The sequence below is a fragment of the Brachybacterium fresconis genome (assembly GCF_017876515.1).
Taxonomy (GTDB): domain Bacteria; phylum Actinomycetota; class Actinomycetes; order Actinomycetales; family Dermabacteraceae; genus Brachybacterium; species Brachybacterium fresconis.
Map to the genome: position 1 here is coordinate 3,922,347 of NZ_JAGIOC010000001.1, position 18,470 is coordinate 3,940,816.

Annotated in this window: 15 protein-coding genes; 10 read left to right on the forward strand and 5 right to left on the reverse strand. The window is 72.2% G+C overall.

Going from position 1 to position 18,470, the window contains the following annotated elements; genetic code table 11:
• Positions 1–121 precede the first annotated feature (121 nt).
• Positions 122–1,213: an ROK family transcriptional regulator gene (locus JOF44_RS17375; RefSeq protein ID WP_209894445.1), complete on the reverse strand. Its 1,092-nt coding sequence runs from the start codon at positions 1,211–1,213 to the stop codon at positions 122–124.
• 285 nt (positions 1,214–1,498) lie between these two features.
• Here JOF44_RS17375 and JOF44_RS17380 point away from each other — a divergent pair, with 285 nt between their 5' ends.
• From JOF44_RS17380 to cls, 4 genes are all read left to right on the forward strand, one after another.
• Positions 1,499–2,812 carry an MFS transporter gene (locus tag JOF44_RS17380; protein WP_209894448.1) on the forward strand — a complete coding sequence of 438 codons (1,314 nt, stop codon included), beginning with the start codon at positions 1,499–1,501 and terminating at the stop codon, positions 2,810–2,812.
• Positions 2,813–2,995: 183 nt separating this feature from the next.
• Positions 2,996–4,129: a trans-sulfuration enzyme family protein gene (locus tag JOF44_RS17385; protein WP_209894451.1), complete on the forward strand. Its 1,134-nt coding sequence runs from the start codon at positions 2,996–2,998 to the stop codon at positions 4,127–4,129.
• A gap of 142 nt (positions 4,130–4,271) precedes the next feature.
• The gene (locus JOF44_RS17390) at positions 4,272–5,189 is read left to right on the forward strand and encodes a Bax inhibitor-1/YccA family protein (protein ID WP_209894454.1); all 918 of its coding nucleotides are present in this window, start codon (positions 4,272–4,274) and stop codon (positions 5,187–5,189) included.
• Between the two features lie 102 nt (positions 5,190–5,291).
• Positions 5,292–6,779: a cardiolipin synthase gene (cls, locus tag JOF44_RS17395; RefSeq protein ID WP_209894457.1), complete on the forward strand. Its 1,488-nt coding sequence runs from the start codon at positions 5,292–5,294 to the stop codon at positions 6,777–6,779.
• 61 nt (positions 6,780–6,840) lie between these two features.
• Here cls and JOF44_RS17400 read toward each other — a convergent pair whose 3' ends face one another.
• Both JOF44_RS17400 and JOF44_RS17405 read right to left on the reverse strand, forming a co-directional pair.
• Positions 6,841–7,659 (reverse strand): hypothetical protein, encoded by an 819-nt coding sequence (locus JOF44_RS17400; RefSeq protein WP_209894461.1) that lies wholly within the window; start codon positions 7,657–7,659, stop codon positions 6,841–6,843.
• A gap of 36 nt (positions 7,660–7,695) precedes the next feature.
• Positions 7,696–8,625 (reverse strand): hypothetical protein, encoded by a 930-nt coding sequence (locus JOF44_RS17405; protein ID WP_209894464.1) that lies wholly within the window; start codon positions 8,623–8,625, stop codon positions 7,696–7,698.
• A gap of 323 nt (positions 8,626–8,948) precedes the next feature.
• Here JOF44_RS17405 and thiD point away from each other — a divergent pair, with 323 nt between their 5' ends.
• Positions 8,949–9,824, forward strand: coding sequence for a bifunctional hydroxymethylpyrimidine kinase/phosphomethylpyrimidine kinase (thiD, locus tag JOF44_RS17410; RefSeq protein WP_209894466.1), 876 nt, complete (start codon positions 8,949–8,951; stop codon positions 9,822–9,824).
• Positions 9,825–9,856: 32 nt separating this feature from the next.
• Here thiD and JOF44_RS17415 read toward each other — a convergent pair whose 3' ends face one another.
• Complete coding sequence (locus JOF44_RS17415) at positions 9,857–11,068, reverse strand: glycoside hydrolase family 3 N-terminal domain-containing protein (RefSeq protein WP_209894468.1); 1,212 nt, start codon at positions 11,066–11,068, stop codon at positions 9,857–9,859.
• Positions 11,069–11,143: 75 nt separating this feature from the next.
• Between JOF44_RS17415 and JOF44_RS17420 the strand changes: the two genes are divergently transcribed.
• The 5 genes from JOF44_RS17420 to JOF44_RS17440 all read left to right on the forward strand — a co-directional run bounded on the left by JOF44_RS17420 (position 11,144) and on the right by JOF44_RS17440 (position 16,895).
• Positions 11,144–11,731, forward strand: a complete 588-nt coding sequence (locus JOF44_RS17420) for a hypothetical protein (RefSeq protein WP_209894471.1) — start codon at positions 11,144–11,146, stop codon at positions 11,729–11,731.
• Entirely contained in the window at positions 11,728–13,908 is a 2,181-nt protein-coding gene (locus JOF44_RS17425; protein WP_209894475.1) for a prolyl oligopeptidase family serine peptidase, read from the forward strand. Before JOF44_RS17420 ends, JOF44_RS17425 begins: the two co-directional genes overlap by 4 nt.
• On the forward strand, positions 13,908–14,567 hold the full coding sequence (locus JOF44_RS17430) for a DinB family protein (RefSeq protein ID WP_209894477.1): 660 nt from the start codon (positions 13,908–13,910) through the stop codon (positions 14,565–14,567). The genes JOF44_RS17425 and JOF44_RS17430 overlap by 1 nt, the downstream gene beginning before the upstream one ends.
• An 11-nt stretch (positions 14,568–14,578) precedes the next feature.
• Complete coding sequence (locus JOF44_RS17435; protein ID WP_209894480.1) at positions 14,579–15,952, forward strand: alpha/beta fold hydrolase; 1,374 nt, start codon at positions 14,579–14,581, stop codon at positions 15,950–15,952.
• Between the two features lie 214 nt (positions 15,953–16,166).
• Positions 16,167–16,895, forward strand: a complete 729-nt coding sequence (locus JOF44_RS17440) for a hypothetical protein (RefSeq protein ID WP_209894483.1) — start codon at positions 16,167–16,169, stop codon at positions 16,893–16,895.
• Between the two features lie 36 nt (positions 16,896–16,931).
• Here the strand turns inward: JOF44_RS17440 and JOF44_RS17445 are convergent, their stop codons facing one another.
• On the reverse strand, positions 16,932–18,368 hold the full coding sequence (locus JOF44_RS17445; RefSeq protein WP_342591824.1) for a DUF2079 domain-containing protein: 1,437 nt from the start codon (positions 18,366–18,368) through the stop codon (positions 16,932–16,934).
• Positions 18,369–18,470: the final 102 nt, after the last annotated feature.

Consider the following 18,470-nt stretch of genomic DNA (forward strand, 5'->3'; position numbering starts at 1 on the left):
TCCAACGGATCGGACCGCCGCGGTCTCCTGACGGCCCTGCGTCCGACGGCGCTGCGTCCGGCGGCGCTGCGTCCGACGACGGTGAGTCTGGCGGCGCTGCGTCCGACGGCCCTGCGTCGCCTCAGCCGGGGCCGACGAGCGCCTGGGGCAGGCCGTACTCGTGCTCGAGCACCTCGCAGGCCGACCCCACCGCGATCAGGTCGGTGCCCCGGGTGGAGAGCATGACCTCGACGTGGACCCAGGGCTCGGCCCGCAGCCCCTCCTCGAGCGCGGCGCGGATCGCGTCCATCGTGCGCTCGTGCTGGGCGTAGACGGCCCGCCCGCCGAGCACCACCCGGTCCACGTCGACCAGCCGCACCAGATCCACCACCACCGTCGCCAGCACCTGGGCGGCGTACTCCTCGTCGCCCGCCTCCAGCGCGGCCCGGTGCTCGGCCTGGGCGCAGCCCCGCCGCCCGCAGCTGCACGGGACCCCGCCCAGGCGCACCACGGTGTGCCCGACCTCGCCGGCCTGGGAGTGGGCTCCGCGCACGATCATGCCGCCCAGGCACAGCGCCGCCCCCAGCCCGTCCTCGACGAGCACGAGCGCGGCATCGTCCAGCAGACCGGGCTGCGACCAGGCCTCGCCCACCAGGGCGGCCCGCGAATCATGGTCCAGCAGCACGGGCAGCGACAGCTCCTGGGCCAGGAGTCGACGCAGCGGCGCTCCGCGCCAGGGGTCGGGCTGAGCGCTGCCGCGGTAGACGCCTTCGGACCAGTCCACCGGTCCCGGCATCCCCAGCCCGACGCCCAGCAGCTCGCCCTGACCCACCTGGGCCAGGTCGCGCGCCTGCTCGGTCAGGGTCGCGATCAGCTCGTCGACCGGCTGCAGCCGGCCGATCTCGAGCTCACGGCGTTCGAGGATCTCTCCGGTGAGGTCCACCACCACGCCGTGGACCCGGGCGCGGGTCAGGTGCAGTCCGATCGCGCGTCGCGACGAGGGGACGATGCGATAGAAGGTGGTCGGCTTGCCCGGTCCCGCGGCGACCGTGCCGATCTCGGCGATCAGCCCGCGATCCATCAGCCGCCCCAGGATCTTCGAGATCGCCTGCGGCGTGACCTGCAAGGCCTGCGCCAGCCCCGCCCTCGAGACGGGATCGCCCCGTCGGGCGACGGCGAGGACGGCGGCGTCATGGGCGCCTGCCACGCGGTCCAGGGGAGTGCTCTCTCTCACCTGGTCATCCTCCCATGCAGCCTCTGCTGACCCGGGGGCCGGCTGCCGCACACCGGACCGGCGCGCCCGTCGCCGGAGGGGCCGGCACGTCGTCGCCCCAGGACACGGCCTCGTGCGCAGCGTCGACCACGACCCGGGTGCGATCCGGATCCGGCCTGCGCGGGCAGCTGTGACGCGGATCCTCCCCGTCGCGCCCTTGACGTAACGCAACAGCGTTTGCTTACCTGTGTGCCGGGTCGATGGAGCCCGCCCGCCCTGCATGCTCCCGATAGTCGAGGACCAGTCATGACCACTATCGACGACACCACCCGTGCCGCCCCCACCGCGACCCTCACCCCCGCCCGCCGCCGTCTGGCGCTGTTCGCCCTCGCCCTGGGCGGTTTCGGCATCGGCGCCTCCGAGTTCGTCTCCATGGGCCTGCTGCCCGACATCGCCGGCGGTCTGCTGAGCGAGCGCATGGCCACCGATCCCGAGGGCGGCATCGCCCGGGCCGGCCTGGCCATCTCCGCCTACGCCCTCGGCGTCGTCGTCGGTGCTCCGGTGCTCGCCCTGCTCTCGGTGCGCTGGAGCCGGTCGTCGATGATCATCGGCCTCGCCGTCGCGCTCGCCGCCGGCGCCGTGCTCTCGGCGCTCATGCCCACCTTCGAGCTCACGGTCTTCGCCCGCTTCCTCGCGGGCATCCCGCACGGCGCCTACTTCGGCGTCGCCTCGCTGCTGGCCGCCTCGCTGATGGGCCCCGGCAACCAGGGCAAGGGCGTGGCGCTGGCGCTGTCCGGCCTCACCGTCGCCAACCTCATCGGCGTGCCCGTGCTGACCGCCGTCGGCCAGGCCGCCGGCTGGCGCGCCGTCTACCTGCTGATCGCCCTGATCTTCGTCGCCACCGTCACCGCGCTGCACCGGACGGTGCCCCGCGAGGAGAAGGTGGCCGGCCGCCGCATGGCCGATGAGATCGTCGCCCTGCGCCGCGTGCAGCTGTGGGTCATCATGGGCATCGCCGCGATCGGCTTCGCCGGCGCGTTCGCCGTCTTCAGCTACGTCGCCGACATCACCACCAACGTCACCGGTGCCTCCGCGACCGCGGTCCCATGGGTGCTGGCCGCCGCCGGGCTGGGCATGACCGTCGGCAACGTCATCGGCGGCGCCACCACCGATCGCTCCGTCAGCGCCACCTTGATGGTCGGTTTCCCGCTGTACATCGCGGCGCTGGTGGGACTGTTCCTGGTCGCCGACGTCTCCCTGGTCGCCCTGCTCATCGCGTTCTTCCTGATGAACGCGGCCAACGCCTCGCTGAACCCCGCGATGCAGACCTGGCTTATCCGGGTCGCCCACCGCTCCGAGGTGCTCGGCGCGTCCCTGAACCACGCCGCGTTCAACGTCGCCAATGCCCTCGGCGCCGCCCTCGGCGGAGCCGTGATCGCCGCCGGCTTCGGCTACGAGGCACCGATGGTGGTCGCGATCGTGCTGGCGAGCGTCGGCTTCGCGATGGTCTCCGCGACGCTGATCGCCCTGCGGGTGCGTGCCCGTCGCACCCGGGCCCTGCTGGCCCGCCACGAGGACACCCTCACCGGCCAGATCCCGCGGGTCCCCGTCGGCGTCTGAGGCGCGGGGCGACCGGGCACGGGGCCCGTCGGCCGGGACGCCCCCGGGACGCCCCCGGGGCGCCGTCACACTCGGTCATCCCGTGTCCTCGGCCCGCCGCGTGATGCCTACAGTGGCGGAGGCGTCGTCCGGCGCCTCGGGCCGATGACCGACCCGCTCCCCTCGAGATCCCATGGAGGCCCCGTGCGCATCCAGACCGCCGCCGTGCAGACCCTGCGCCACCAGGAGCACGGCGCCGTCGTCCCGCCGGTGCATCTGGCCTCGACCTTCGAGCTCGATCCGAGCAGCGAGGACGGCGCCTACGCCTACCAGCGGGGCGGGAATCCCACGCGCGCCCAGCTCGAGACCCTGCTGGCCGCGCTCGACGGCGCGGCGCACGGCTTCGCCTTCGCCTCCGGCATGGCCGCCACCGCCGCCGCGCTGTCCACGCTGGCGGTGGGCGATGAGATCATCCTGCCGGCCAGCGTCTACGGCGGCACCTACCGCTTCGTCGACCAGGTCCTGCCCGGACGCGGCGTCACTGGACGCTTCGTCGACGACCTGGGAGAGCTGACCGAGGCGGACTTCACCCCGACCACGCGGGCCGTGTTCGTGGAGACGCCCGCCAACCCCACCCTGCGGATCACCGATCTGCGCCGCCTCATCACCCTCGCCCACCGCCACGACGCCCTGGTGATCGTCGACAACACCTTCATGACCTCCCTGCTGCAGCGACCGCTGGAGCTGGGGGCCGACGTCGTCGTCCAGTCGGCCACCAAGTTCCTCGCCGGACACTCCGACCTCTTGGCCGGCGCGATCACCACCGACGACGATCGCCTCGCCGAGGCCTTCGCCCTCGCCCAGAAGGCGCAGGGCGGGGTGCTGTCCCCCGGGGACTCCTTCCGCCTGATCCAGGGCATCAAGACGATGCCGCTGCGGCTGGAGCGCCAGCAGGACAACGCCCTCGCGATCGCCGAGCATCTGCGCGGTCATGACGACATCGCCCGCGTGTGGTTCCCCGGCTCCCACAGCGAGGACGAGGCCAGGATCCACGCCTCCCAGGCCACCGGGACCGGGGCCGTGCTCTCCTTCGAGCTCGCCCCCGGACGGGATCGCGTCGCCTTCCTGCACGCCCTGCGCTATCCCGGCTTCGCCGTCAGCCTCGGCGGTGTCGAGACCCTGATCTGCCGCCCCGCCACCATGACCCATGAGGCCATGACCCCCGAGGCGCGAGAGCGCGCCGGCATCTCCGATCAGCTGCTGCGGTTCGCGGTGGGGATCGAGGACGTGCGCGATCTGATCGAGGACCTGGACCAGGCTCTGGCGGCATCTCGCTGACGGACCGGAGCGCATCTCGCTGAGAGCGCAGAGCACATCCAGCTCGGGCACGGGAAACCCCGTTAGGGTAGTGCCGTCGGCACGCCGGGGACCGTCACGCGATCCCCGACGTCGGCCCACCACATCTCTCGTGAGGAGCGCCATGGCACGCCACAACATCGTGTTCGGACGCGACCAGGCTGTTCAGCAGGGGCGGAACTACCGCGGCCCCCAGTTCGGCCAGTCGCAGGACGGACCGCCGTCCGGGACCCAGTGGTCCACCGACTTCGGACGGACGGGCACCGCAGCGCCGGCCGCCGGCCCGCAGAGCGCCGAGTCGCTCGAGGCGCTGTACGCCCGGCCCGCCGCGACCGGCCACGACACCGGCCGGATGACGATGCGGGACGCCCTGAACGCGATCACGGCGACCCTCGGCACCATCGTGGTGGTCGGCTTCGCCGTCGGCGTGACCCCGGGTGCCCTGGGCATCATCGCCGGCGAGCAGGGCGTCGCGCTCGGACTGACCATCGCGGTCGCAGCGCTGGTCATCGGCCTGGTCGGTGGCCTGGTCACCGCAATGATCAACATCTTCAAGAAGAAGCCCTCGCCGATCCTGGTGCTCGCCTACGCGGCGTTCGAGGGTCTGCTGCTGGGCGGCCTCACCGCCATGCTGGGCCAGCAGTTCCCCGGCATCGGCCTCCAGGCCGTCGTCGGCACGCTCGCCGTCGCCGGCGCCGTGCTGGTGATGTTCCGCCTCGGCGTGCTGCGCACCTCCCCGGTCCTGAACAAGATCTTCATGGTCGCGATGGTCGCCTACCTCCTGTTCGGCATCGTCAACATCGGCTACGTGATGATGACCGGCGGCAGCCTGCGCGACGGCGTCATGGGCCTGGTCATCGGCGGTCTGGCCGTGGTCATGGCCTCGTACTCGCTGGTGATGGACTTCGAGGACGTCCAGCGCGCCGCGAACTCGGCGATGCCGCGGGTGTACGCGTGGCGCTGCGCCTTCGGGCTCGCGGTGACCATGGTGTGGCTGTACGTCGAGATCCTGCGGATCCTCGCGATCCTGCGCGGCGACTGACGAGAGCATCGGGCGGCGCCGGCCGCTCGCCCCGTATGCTGACGCGGCGGGTCCCCTTCCTGGGGGCCCGCCGTTCCGTCGTCGAGAGGGAGGGGCCCGAGGATGGCCGAGGTGTGGCAGTGGCTGAGCGACCACTGGGTGGTCGTCGGCACGTACACATTCCTGGTGATCGACGTGATCCTGCGGATCCTCGGACTCATCCTGGTGCCCCGCAACCGGCGGCCCGGGTCGGCGCTGGCCTGGCTGCTGGCCATCATGGTGCTCCCGATCGTCGGCTTCCCGCTCTACCTCCTGCTGGGCAAGGCCGAGCTGCCGCGCAAGCGGCGCGAGAAGCAGAAGGTCATCAACCGCCTGATGCATGTGCGCGCCCACGACATCCCCGACAGCGAGCTCGACGCCGACGCCCCCAGCTGGCTGCAGTCCGCCGTCAACCTCAACCGGGAGCTCGGGGCGTTCCCGCTGACGGGGAACAACGACGCGGACCTGGAGATCGACTACGACACCTCGATCGCCCGCATGACCGCGGACATCCGCAGCGCGCAGCACGACGTGAACGTGCTGTTCTACATCATGGCCCGGGACCAGATCACCGAGGACTTCTTCGACGCGCTCGGCGACGCCGCGCACCGCGGGGTCACCGTGCGGGTGCTGTACGACCACCTGGGCTCGCTGATGCACGGATCGACCTACCGGTCGATGCGCCGCTTCCTGGACTCCTGCGGCATCGAGCACTACCCGATGATGCCGATCAAACCGTTCAGCGACGGCGCGTTCCAGCGTCCGGATCTGCGCAATCACCGCAAGCTGCTCATCGTGGACGGCCAGATCGGGTGGATGGGCAGTCAGAACATGATCGCCGCCCACTACGACAAGCGCTCCAACATCCGCCGCGGACTGCACTGGCAGGAGACGATGGCGCGGCTGCGCGGACCGATCGTCGCCGAGATGAACCTGCTGTTCGCCACCGACTGGTTCTACGAATCCGCCGAGCTGCTCGCCGAGGACGAGCTGCTGCAGGCCCCGGCCGACACCTCCGGCACCTACGAGTGCCAGCTCGTCCCCAGCGGCCCCGGCTACGTCTTCGAGAACAACCTGGCGCTGTTCAACCAGCTCTTCTACTCAGCCGAGCGCCGGATCAGCGCCGTCAGTCCGTACTTCGTGCCCGACGAGTCGATGCTCGCCGCGCTCGTGACCGCCGCGCGCCGCGGGGTCGACGTGGAGCTGTTCGTCTCCGAAATCGGGGACCAGTTCCTGGTCTTCCACGCCCAGCGCTCCTACTACGACGTGCTGCTGGCCGCCGGGGTGCGCATCTGGCTGTACCAGGCGCCGACGATCCTGCACGCCAAGCATGTGACCATCGACGACTCGGTGACGGTGATCGGTTCCTCGAACATGGACATCCGCTCGTTCCTGTTGGACATGGAGAGCTCCATGATGATCGGCGGCACCGACTTCATGGCGAAGATGCACCAGGTCGAGGACGTCTACCGCTCCCGCAGCCGGGAGCTGACCCGGGAGGAGTGGGAGCAGCGCCCGGTACCGATGCGGCTGCTGGACAACCTGTGCCGGCTCGCCTCGGCGGTCGTCTGAGCCCCTGGGATGCAGGGGCGGTCCGAGCCCGGCGCGGTCATCGTACGGGCGGACTCGCGGCTCAGCCCGACAGGGCCGTCAAGGAGCTATAGGCCTTCTCGGCCGCTTCCTCGTGCGCGGTGACCCCGAGGGCGGTGTCCGTGACGAACGCGCTGGGGCCCTGCTCGGTGTCCAGCACCACCACCACGATCTCGGTGCCGTCGGTCTTCTCGAGGTCGTCGGACCCGAAGTTGACCACCGCCCGGGTCTCGTACCCGGGCATGCCGGCGATCGTGACGGGCTTGGTGGTCTCGTCGTCCCAGGTGCGCTCCCGGGCCTTGCCGCCCCAGTTTCCGTCGGTGAAGAAGCACTTCGCGATCTTCTGCGAGGCGACCTCGTTGCCGGGATACTCGACGCCCGGCTGCCACTCGACCTTGCCCACGGTCATGGTCGAGATCCAGCTCTCCTCGACCTCGGCGTAGGCGGTCTGGGCGTCGTTGAGGAAGTGGACGTACCCGCCGGAGTCCCGCCCGCCGTACGCGGCCGGAGGGATGAACTCCAGCCCGCCGCCGCGGAGCTTGCCGGAGGGGTTCTTCGAGGTCCGCTCCGACGTCGGGGACCAGCAGCGCTCCTCGGCCACCTCGGACGGCTCCTCGCTGGTCGCCGGGTCGGAGACCGTGGCCTCGGGATCGGTCGCGGTCTGCGATTCCGCGACGGCGGTCTCGCCGTCCGCACCGCCGAAGAGGGTCGGGCGCAGCACGAGATACCCCACGGTGGCCCCGACGATCAGAAGGAAGACGATCGCGAAGGCGAGGCCGCCGATCAGCAGCGCGCCGCCGCGCCCGCCGCCGGGGCCGGGGCTCGGCGGCTGGGGCGAGGTGAACTGCTCTCCGGTGTGCACGGGCTGCTCCTTGGGGGTGCGGGACGCGTCAGGGGATCACTCGACGACGTCGAGACTGGCGATGATGTCCTCGAGATCCTGGACGTGCTCGGGCTGATCGGCCGCGACATCGCTGGCCAGGGCGCTGGGTCCGTCGGGCCCTTCGACGACGATCGAGGTCACGATCGAGGCCTTGGTGGTATCGAGGATCTCGGGATCCTCGAAGTGGTAGGTGGCCTGCACGATCCATGCCGGCTGGCCGTCGACCGTCGTGACCTCGGAGCGGTAGTCGGTGACCTTCGGGTGATCGCCGAAGTAGTCGACGACGCCCGAGGTGGTCGCATAGCACTGGAAGAGCGCGACCGCGGCCGCCTCCATCCCGGGGTAGCCGCCCTCCTCCTGTGGCCAGCTGACCTTGCCGAGGTTCACGACGCTGTACCAGCTGCCCTCGACGGGCCGCGCCTGCGCGTCGACCTCCGTGAGATAGGGGAGCGAGGAGGGGCCCCAGGGGAAGTCCCAGGTCTCGGGCACCGTGTACTGCAGGTCGCCGCCGCGGATGGTGCCGGGGTCGGCCGGCTTCGCGGACTGGGGATCGGAGGGCATCGTGCACTCGGTGGTCGGCTTCTCGGTGAAGATCGGCGGGGGAGGAGCGATGTCCGGGTCCTGCGGGTCCGGCACGTACTCCGACTGGCCCTCGGCGGAGCGATCCCCGGTCTTGTACGCCTGGGGGTCGTCCTCGTCCAGCACCGAGCGGAACACCGTCTGCGACAGGACCAGGGCGACGACGGCGAGCAGCACGACGCCGGAGCCGACGACGGCCAGCACCGTGGTGAGGGTCCGGTGGCGGGCGCGCTCGTCGGGCTCGCCGAGGGGGACCCCCCGGCCGGCTCTCTCGTGATCGGGCAGCCCCTCGGGGTCGGCTCCGGTGAAATCGGGCAGGGAGGAGCCCGTCGGCTGCTGGTCGCGGCCGTGCGGATCCTGTGTCATCGCCACCTCCCCGGCGCGGAGGGCCCCGAGCCCCCGTCGGGATCCTCGTCCCATCGGGAGCCTCGTCCCCGTCGAGGGTCTCGTCCCCGGGTGATTCTCGCACGCCCCGTCGGCGTGCACCCACACAGCATAAGGACTCCGACGGCGGGTCCGCGTGATCCACCGGCGGGCATCCGCGTGATCTGCCGGCGGGCGTCCGCGTGATCCACCGGCGGGCATCCGCGTGATCTGCCAGGGGGCGTCCGGAACCCCTTGATAGCCTCCCGGCACACGGTCACGGGAGCCCGCCGCCCCGGTTCCGGCCCCCGACAGATGGAGTTCGCATGCGCCCACCCCTGGTCCTCACGATCGCCGGCTCCGACGCGGACGGTGCCTCCGGCATCCAGGCAGATCTGAAGACGTTCACGGCACTCGGGGCCTACGGGGCCTCCGCGGTCACCATGGTCGCCGCGGTGAACACGCACGAGCTCACCGGGACGCACTACCTGCCGGCCGACGTCGTCCGCAGTCAGATCGATGCCGTCGCCTCGGACCTCCTGCTGGACGTCACCAAGATCGGCGCGCTGGGCAGCGCCGCCGTGGTCCAGGCCGTCGCCGCCGCGGTCCGCGAGCACCGGGGACGTCTGGGACGCCTGGTCCTGGACCCCGTGATGGTCTCCAGCGACGGCGCGCCGCTGATCTCCGCCGAGGGGGCGCAGGCCCTGCGCCGGACGCTGGTGCCGCTGGTGGACGTCATGACGCCGAACATGGCCGAGGCCGCCCAGCTGCTCGGCAGGCCGCAGGCCACCTCGATCGACGAGATGCGCGAGCAGGCGCTCGCACTGCAGGAGCTGGGACCGTCCGCCGTGCTGATCACCGGTGGTCGCCTGGAGGCCGAGGACGCGGTGGACGTGCTCGTCCACCCCGGCGGCACGGACCTGCTGCGCGCGGACCGGGTGCCCGGCCGACGCGTGCGCGGGGCCGGGGCGACGCTCTCGGCCGCGATCGCGGCGCAGCTGGCCCGCATCGAGGAGTTCGACCGCGCCGGGGAGCTGGGGGACATCGGCGGCAAGGGGACCGACGACGACCTGGTCACGATCGTGGCCTCGGCCCGCGAGTTCCTCGCCAGCGCCATCGAGAACGCTGGGGAGTGGAAGATCTCCCGCGAGCGCGGCGGGTACCGCCCCCTGAACCACCTCATCACCCTCGACAAGGAGTAAGGGGCAGGACCCTCGACGGGCAGCGCCTCGTCCTAGCGCTGGAGCATCCCCAGATCCTCCTTGAGCGCGAGCATGCGCGCGGCGGACTCGCGCACCCGCTGCTCGTGCTCCGGCCCCTCGGCGGCCCAGTCCTCGATCGCATCGACCAGCTGCCCGGTGATCGAGGGGTCGGCGCTGACGAGCACGTCGCCGCCCGCCTCGAGCAGGCGGGTGGCCCGCTCGGCGACCGGGACGGCCGCGACGGCCTCCGCCTCGCCGATGTCGTCGGTGATCACGAGTCCGTCGAAGCCCAGCTGGTCGCGCAGCAGATCCTGGATCGCGACGGAGGAGAACATGGCCGGGACGTCGGCCTCGAGCCGCGGGTAGATCGCCGAGGACATCATCACCAGGCCGGCGCCGGCGTCGATCCCGGCGGCGAAGGAGGCGAGGAAGGGATCGTCCATCCCGGTGACCGGATCCTCGATCCCCTCGGCCGAGAAGTCGGTGTTCTCCTCCACCCGACCCAGGCCGGGGAAGTGCTTGAGGGTCGCGGCCACGCCCTGGGCGTCGAGCGCCTCGACCGCCGCGGTGACGCATTCGCCGACCTGCTCGGGCTCCGTGCCGAAGCCGCGGCCGAGCCCGCCGACCGGTTCATTGGCGTCACCGAGATCCGGGTCGACGACGTCGGCGACGGGGGAGAACGCGACCTGGATGCCGTGGGCGGCGAGGTCCTCCCCGATGGTCGTGTACGCCTCGGTCACGGCCGCGGGCCCCTCGGCGCCGAGCTCCTCCGCCGACGGGGTGCGGCGGGCGGCCTCCCCGCGCAGCATCCGCACCTCGCCGCCCTCCTGGTCGACGGCGATCAGCGGGGGCAGGTCCGCCCGGGAGCTCTCGCGGGCGGCGGCCACGGTGTCGTCGACCGCCGTGGCGCTCTCCCACACCTGCAGCAGGAAGATCCCGCCGGCGTGATGCTCGGTGAGCACGGCGGTGGGGATCTCGGTGCCGGCGGCGATGCCGACGAGCACCAGCTGACCGGCCAGCTCGCGGGCGGAGAGGTCCTGCAGCAGCAGCTCGGCGGCCGTGGGCGGCTCCGTGGTCTCCTCGACCTGTCCGTCGTCGGTCGGATCCTCGGCCCGGCCCTCGCCGGTCCTCTCGGGATCGTCCGCTCCGGTCTTCTCCGGGTCGGCCTGCGGGTCCCCGTCCTGCGTGGTGCAGGCGGCGAGCGCGGCCACGGGGGCCAGGGCCAGGAGGTGTCGTCGGCGCATGGCGTCAGTGTTCCACGCCGCAGGGACCTCCAGGAACCGGTGACCTGCGGAACCGGCGGCCCGTAGGCTGGCCCCATGAGCACCGAGACCTCGCCCCGTGCGCATCCTCGGGCTGCGGCGATCGAGACGGCGACGGGTGCGTCGCTCCAGAGCTGGGTCGAGCGGATCGACGGGGCCGACGGTCGGGTCCTCGACCACGCCGCGATCGCCCGGCTTCTCCCGGAGCGCTGGGACATCACCGAATGGTGGGCGCAGGGCGTCACCGTCGCCTACGAGCAGATCATCGGCCGTCGCGTCGTCGGACAGAGCAGCGCCGGCGACTTCGCGGCCTCCGCCTCCAGGACCGTCGTCGGCGACATGGATCGGGTGCGTGATGCGTGGGACGCGTTCCTCACCCCGCGGCGCCGGGAGGAGCTGGGGCTCCAGGAGCCGAGCCTGACCGCCACCGACACCTGGAGGTACTGGCGCGCCGCCGTGGCCGACGGGTCCCGGCTCAGCGTCAGCATCACCGTCAAGGACCATCGTGACGGGTCCGCCCGCAGCACGGTGGGCATCGAGCACAAGGGCATCGGGACCACCGCCGGTCGGGATGCCTGGAAAGACACCTGGAAGGCGGTCCTGACGGACTTCGCCGCCGCCATCGCCGAGAAGGAGCATCCATGACCGACCCCGCCGCGCAGCGCACCCCGCCGCCGTCCCTGCCCGCCGCCGACGGCAGCACCGACCCGCACCAGTGGCTCGAGGAGGTCACCGGCGAGGACGCCCTGGCCTGGGTCCACGAGCGCAACGCCCGCGCGGAGTCCGAGCTCGACCAGGTGGTCGATCCGCGCGCGGCGGACGGGGCCCCGCTGACGGCCACCCTGCAGCGCGAGATCCTCGAGATCCTCGACGCCACGGACAAGATCCCCGGCGTGGTGATGCGCGGCGAGCACCTGTACAACTTCTGGACCGACGCCGAGCACGAGCGGGGGCTCTGGCGCCGCACGACGCTGGAGTCCTACCGCGGCGAGGACCCCGACTGGGAGATCCTGCTGGACCTCGACGCGCTCAACGAGGCCGAGGGCGAGGACTGGGTGTGGCACGGCGCGAGCCTGCTGCGCCCCGCAGGTCTCGCCGAGGGAGAGCCCTACCGCCGCGCCCTGGTGGATCTCTCCCACGGCGGCTCCGATGCCGACGTCACCCGCGAGTTCGACCTCGAGACCCTCTCCTTCGTGCCCGAGTCCGCCGGCGGCTTCGTCCGCCCCGAGGCCAAGGGCTCTCTGAGCTGGATCGACGCCGACACCGTCTGGGTCTCCACCGACTTCGGCGAGGGCACCATGACCACCTCGGGATACGCCCGACAGGCCCGGCTGTGGACCCGCGGCACGGCGCTGTCCGAGGCGCAGCCGGTCCACGAGATCGCCGCCGACGACATGGCGGTCTTCGCCGGCCACGATTCCACCCCGGGCTGGGAGCGCGATTGGGTGATCGAGGCGCACGCCTTCTACGACTCCACCATCCACGTCGTCGACCGCACGACGCAGCCGCCGGAGCTGACCCGGGTCGACGTCCCCCGCGACCTCGAGGCCAATGCCCACCGCGACCTGGGGATCTTCCATCCCCGCAGCGACTGGGACGTGGCGGGATCGACCTTCCCCGCCGGGTCCCTCGTCGTCGGCGACTTCGCCCGTTTCCAGGCCGGCGAGCCCGAGCTGCACATGCTGTTCGAGCCCACCGAGGCCACCTCGCTGGCGGACATGACCATCACCCGCTCGACGATCGTGCTGTCGATCCTCGAGGACGTGGTCCACCGCCTCGAGGTCCACTACCGCGACGAGCACGGCGCCTGGGTGCAGCGCGATCTGTACCCCGAGCTGCGCGGCTCGATCGGGGTGGCCGCGGTCGACGCGGACGTCGACGACCGGGTCTGGGTGACCGTCACCGGCTTCCTCGAGCCCACGACGCTGCGGCTGGGCGACCTCGCGGAGATCCCGGCCGACGGGGAGGCGAGCGATCTGGACGTCATCAAGACCACCCCGCCCCGTTTCGACGCGGAGGGGCTGGACGTCAGCCAGCACTTCGCGACCAGCGACGACGGCACGCGCATCCCCTACTTCGAGATCTCCCGCCAGGACCGGGCGGAGGCCGAGGCACCGGTGCCGACTCTGCTGTACGGCTACGGCGGCTTCGAGATCTCCCTGACCCCCGGGTATCTGGGAGCGATCGGCAAGGCCTGGCTGGAGCGCGGCGGCACCTACGTGCTGGCCAACATCCGCGGCGGCGGCGAGTACGGGCCGCACTGGCACCAGGCGGCGCTGACCGAGAACCGCCATCGGGCCTACGAGGACTTCTCCTCGGTCGCGAAGGACCTGCTCGAGCGCGGGGTGACCGATCGCGATCATCTCGCCGTGCGCGGGGGCTCCAACGGCGGTCTGCTCACCGGCAACATGGTCACCCAGTACCCGGAGCTGTTCGGCGCGGTCGTCATCCAGGTGCCGCTGCTGGACATGAAGCGCTACTCGCACCTGCTCGCCGGGGCGTCCTGGATGGCCGAGTACGGCGACCCGGACACCGACGACTGGGAGTTCGTGCGCACTTTCAGCCCGTACCACCTGCTGCGCGAGGAGGTGGCCTACCCTCCGACGTTCCTGCTCACCTCCACCCGGGACGACCGCGTCCACCCCGGCCATGCCCGCAAGTTCGCCGCCGCCATGGAGACGCTGGGGGCCGACGTCCGCTCGTGGGAGAACACCGAGGGCGGCCACGGCGGCGCCGCCACCAACGAGCAGGCCGCCCGCATGAACGCCCTGATGTACACCTTCCTGTGGAACACCATCGGCGACGCCGGCGGGCAGAGCTGATGGGCCCGAACCACCGCGCGGAGCCGCCGGATCCCGGCGGACTCGACGCTCCCGCTGCTACCCCCGATGCCCCGGACGAGCTCGACGTCCTGGTGGACCGCCTGGCCGACGAGCAGGCGACGACGGCGGCCGAGGAGGCCCGCGGCCCGTCCGACGGCGAAGGCCGCCCCGAGCCGCCCCCGATCGCCGACGAGATGGACACCCTCCAGGGATTCCTCGACTTCCTGCGCGCCACGATCCGGTGGAAGGTCGAGGGGCTGAGCGACGAGCAGGCCTCGGCCCGGATGCTCGGCTCCGCCACGACGGTGACGGGGCTGGTGCGGCATCTGGCGGACATCGAGCGCTTCTGGTTCCAGGAGGTCGTCGGTGCCGTTCCGGCCGAGGAGGTCGGCTACAGCTGGTCGGAGGGGTCGGGTCCCTCCCGCGCCTGGGAGGTGGCCGACGGCGCGTCCCTCGCCGACGCGCTCGCGGACTACGAGGCCGCGACCCGTCTCTCCCGGGGCCGGCTGCACGGCCGCGCGGCCCGGGAGGAGCTGCGCGGCGGGTCCGAGGTGGTCACGGTGCGCTGGGTGCTCGCGCACATGGTGGAGGAGACCGCGCGCCACGCCGGGCAGCTCGACGTGCTCGCCGAGCTGCTGGACGGTCGGACCGGCGAGTGAGCCCCGCCGCCATGCGTTCCGTCGACCTCTTCGACCGTCCCGCGCAGGATGACCTCCTGCAGATCCGCAACGACCTGATGACGGTCTACCGCGAGTTCTCCGCCGACGATCCGCGCCTGTTCCCCCTGCGCTATGCCCGCACGGTGCCGCGCGGGGCCCGCCGTCGCTCTGGGGGGACAGGCGGGGCATTCCCGGCCGGTGCGTCGGCGATGGTTCCGGTGATGCTGATCCCGGACGGGCCGGGCCGGGGCTCGGTGCTGCCTTATGACGTGCTGCGTCGCTCGCTCGCCGGGCGCGGGCTCGATGTGCTGATGATGGAGCACCGCGGCGTCGGGCTCTCGCGCCTGGACTCCACCGGGGAAGATCTCCCGGCCTCGGCGATCCGGCTGCGGGAGGTCCTCGGCGACCTGCTCGCGGTGCTGGACCATGCGCGGGTCCCTCGCGTCAGCGTCTACGGCGTCGGGTACGGCGCCTATCTCGCGCAGGCGCTGGCCGCCCTCCATCCCGACCGGGTGCATTCCCTGGTGCTGGACTCGCCGTTGACCAGCGCCGACGACGAGCGCGTGGCGCAGGCAGCGTTGCGGGCCCTGTACTGGGACGGGACCGAGCCGTCGACCTCGACGATCGCCTCCACGCTGCGACGGCTCGCCGCCGAGGGCGAGATCGACGCCCGCCGCGCCGGGCCCGTGGTGCTCGCCGTCCACGAGCACGGCGGCCCCTCCGCCGTGCGCGACCTGGTGGACCTGCTCGCCCTGGGACGCGGACAGCTGACCTGGAACAGTGTGCGGCAGGTGCTGAATCAGGGGTGGCTGCAGAACACGCCCTATGTGATGGAGTACGACCTCACAGCACGGATCACTCATAGCGAGCTCGGCGCTGGTCGCCACGCCGACGGCGGCCCGCTGGATCCTCTGGTCGTCGTCGGGCAGCAGGCGCGTGCGGTGCCGCCGTTCATGGGCGAGGTGCTGGATCTGCACCAGCTCGCCCCCTCGATCACAGCTCCGACCCTCGTCCTCTCGGGTCGGCAGGACCTCGTCTCGCCGCCTGTGATCGCGCGTGAGCTGGCGGCGCGGATCCCTGGCGCGGATCTGCTGGAGGTGCCTCGGGCAGGGCATTCGATGCTGGACAGCCGCAGTCAGATCACGCAGGTCGCCGCGCGCTGGAGCGCCTGCGGGGCGGCGCATCTGCTGCCGCAGCACGCCGCGGAGCTCACGGCTCTGCCGGCGACGCCGACGGATCAGGCGCTCTCGCGCGGCCTGCAGATCGCCCTGGCCGCGGAGCGCTACTCCCCGTGGCGGCTGTGGGTGGAGTCGGCGAAGGCGAAGCGGGAGCAGGCCCACGTCGACCCGCGCGCCCGCCGCACCCGTCACGTGAAGCTGGACTGACTGAGTTCGTCGTGGTCTGCAGCCTGTGCGGAGGAACGGCTGCCGGTCATCGGCGTCGACCATCTATCCTGGACGAGGACGATCTGGCAGTTCTGGCCGGGGGCCGACCGGCGGTGCCGAGCGCACCGATCGCGAGCGACAGCGCTCGCCCCGCAATCCGATCAGAAGGGGACAGATGCGCAGGCGAGCTCTGGGTATTCGCAGCACCGAGCCGGTGTCCACGAGGCCGCGGACGACCGTGGTGCTGGCCGCGGGCTGCGTCGTCGCCGTCGGGGGACTGACGGGATTCGGCATCGCCGGGATGGGACCGCTGGCCGCGCTCGCCGGGGATTTCGGATCCTCCACCGAGAGCCCGCCGCGCGAGAACGTCCCGTCGGACGGCGGCGGAGCCCCCGCACCGACGCCCGTCGATCTCGATGCCGTCACGACCACGCCCGAGGAGACCGCCACCGAGGATCCGGCGACGGAGGCCCCCGAGACGGAGGGTCAGATGACCGAGGCCCCGGCGACGGAGGATCCCGCGGAGGAGCCCACCGCGGAGGAGACCCCGGCAGCCGCTCCCCAGCAGCCCACCGATCCGTCGGCACCCCAGCAGGACGGCCCCGCCACCGGCACCGGTGAGCAGTCAGAGCCCTCCCGCGGCGGCTCGGGCGGCGGCACCGGCGGAGGCGGCACCGGCGGAGGCGGCACCGGCGGAGACGGCGCGCACGACGGCGGTGGTGCATCCGACGACGGCGGCGGGACGCCGCCCGCGACGCCGTCCGCGAACCCGACGGAAGAGCCGACGACGGAAGAGCCGACGGAGGAAGAGCCGACAGAGCCGACGGAGCCGACGGAGGGAGAGCCGACGGAGCCGGACGAGGACGGCCCCGTCGACGACGAGACCACCGCCCCTGCCCCTGCGGACGAGCCGACTCCGACCACTCCCGGCGACGGCGACTGAAACCCGGAGCCGAGCTCGGGAGCGACCTCCGACATCTCACGCCCGGCAGGCCACCGTGAACCCGCCGTCGTCGAACACGGTCCGATAGTCGCCGTCCCAGGTCTGCTCCGCCCAGGCCGCGATGTCCTCCGGGGGAAGACCGTCCCAGGAGAAGGCGTACTCGTCGCTCAGCACGCAGTCGGGAACCCGCTGGTTGGGGCCGTGGATCCACTGCACGTCGTGGTCGGGGACGGCGTGGGCCATCAGGGTGATGTCCACGGCGAGCACGGCGCGGTCGGGGACGGCCTCGAGCGCCGCGGCGGCCGGTTCGGCGCGCCAGGTGGGCTCCCACTGCGAAGGGCGCACGACGTCGAGCAGCGGCATCGCCCCGCCCAGCACGAGGGTGACGGCGGCGGTGGCCGCGGTCGCCGTGATGCGGACCCGGCGTCCGGGCCGCGGGGCATCCCGGCGCTGCCAGCGGGTGGCGAGCCCGCTGCGTCGGTCGCCGAGCGCATCCAGCAGCGCTGCGAGCGCGATCGGCATCAGCACCGCGTCATAGTGCCAGCCCCATTCCCAGTAGAACTCGACGGTGCCGGTGAAGCGCCAGGCCAGCGTGGGGATCATGAGCAGGATGAGCGGGGAGCGAGCCCCGATGACACCGGCGGCCAGCAGCAGCATGGCGACGGTCACCCACTTCACCGGCGGCCAGAACACCTCCAGCGGCCCGCCGAGGTTGTCGGTGTAGTCGTACTGCCCGGCGGTGTTCAGCAGCGGCAGGATCACGAAGGTGGACAGCACGAACCAGCCCGCGCCCCACCCCGCCAGGCCGATTCCCTCCCGCCGGTGAGCACGGTCCCGCAGTGCGATCAGCCCGCCGAGCAGCGCGACGGTCAGCCCGAGGTCCTCCTTGACCAGCACCAGCGGAGCCGCCCAGAGGACCGCGGCCAGCGGGCGGTCCCGCAGCAGAGCGGTCAGGGACAGGGCGAGCAGCGGCACCGCGAACGCGATCTCGTGGAACTGCACCGCGGCGGCGGACTGCAGCCCGAAGGAGAAGACGTAGGCCGCGCCGGCGAGCGACCCGAGGCCGGGGCCCAGCCGGTCGATCGCCAGACGGGTCAGCGGGATCGCCGAGACGGCGAACAGGAGCCCCTGGGTCCACAGCAGCGCTTCCCCGGAGGGCCAGGCCCACCACACCGGGGCCAGCAGCACCAGGATCGGATGGAAGTGATCGCCCAGCAGATTCACGGCGTCGCCCTTGATGGGGACGATCGGCGCCCGCAGCTCGCCGTAGGCCCGGGCCAGCTGCGTGAAGATCCCCAGGTCCCAGGAACGGGTGACGAGGTGGCGGAACTGCTGGCTGCCGAGCAGCCCGTAGGCGAGCGCGGCCAGCACGGCCAGCACCGGCGGGACCAGGCGCCGCGCCGTGGTGGGATCGGGGACGGGGCGATGCTCGGCCTCCGGCGGCGTCGTGGAGGCGTCGGCGGGGGAAGTCACGCAGGTGAGGGTATCGGGCTCGGCAGGGGCCGCAACCGGATCGAGACGCAGCGATTGCATGATTCGCCTGCGGATCGGGGAGAGCCGTGGTGAAATTCGTGG

Coding starts and splice junctions, on each gene's coding strand:
- JOF44_RS17380 (WP_209894448.1), top strand. CDS start 1,499: ATGACCACTATCGACGACACCACCCGTGCCGCCCCCACCGCGACCCTC.
- JOF44_RS17390 (WP_209894454.1), top strand. CDS start 4,272: ATGGCACGCCACAACATCGTGTTCGGACGCGACCAGGCTGTTCAGCAG.
- cls (WP_209894457.1), top strand. CDS start 5,292: ATGGCCGAGGTGTGGCAGTGGCTGAGCGACCACTGGGTGGTCGTCGGC.
- JOF44_RS17405 (WP_209894464.1), bottom strand. CDS start 8,625: ATGACACAGGATCCGCACGGCCGCGACCAGCAGCCGACGGGCTCCTCC.
- thiD (WP_209894466.1), top strand. CDS start 8,949: ATGCGCCCACCCCTGGTCCTCACGATCGCCGGCTCCGACGCGGACGGT.
- JOF44_RS17415 (WP_209894468.1), bottom strand. CDS start 11,068: ATGCGCCGACGACACCTCCTGGCCCTGGCCCCCGTGGCCGCGCTCGCC.
- JOF44_RS17420 (WP_209894471.1), top strand. CDS start 11,144: ATGAGCACCGAGACCTCGCCCCGTGCGCATCCTCGGGCTGCGGCGATC.
- JOF44_RS17425 (WP_209894475.1), top strand. CDS start 11,728: ATGACCGACCCCGCCGCGCAGCGCACCCCGCCGCCGTCCCTGCCCGCC.
- JOF44_RS17430 (WP_209894477.1), top strand. CDS start 13,908: ATGGGCCCGAACCACCGCGCGGAGCCGCCGGATCCCGGCGGACTCGAC.
- JOF44_RS17435 (WP_209894480.1), top strand. CDS start 14,579: ATGCGTTCCGTCGACCTCTTCGACCGTCCCGCGCAGGATGACCTCCTG.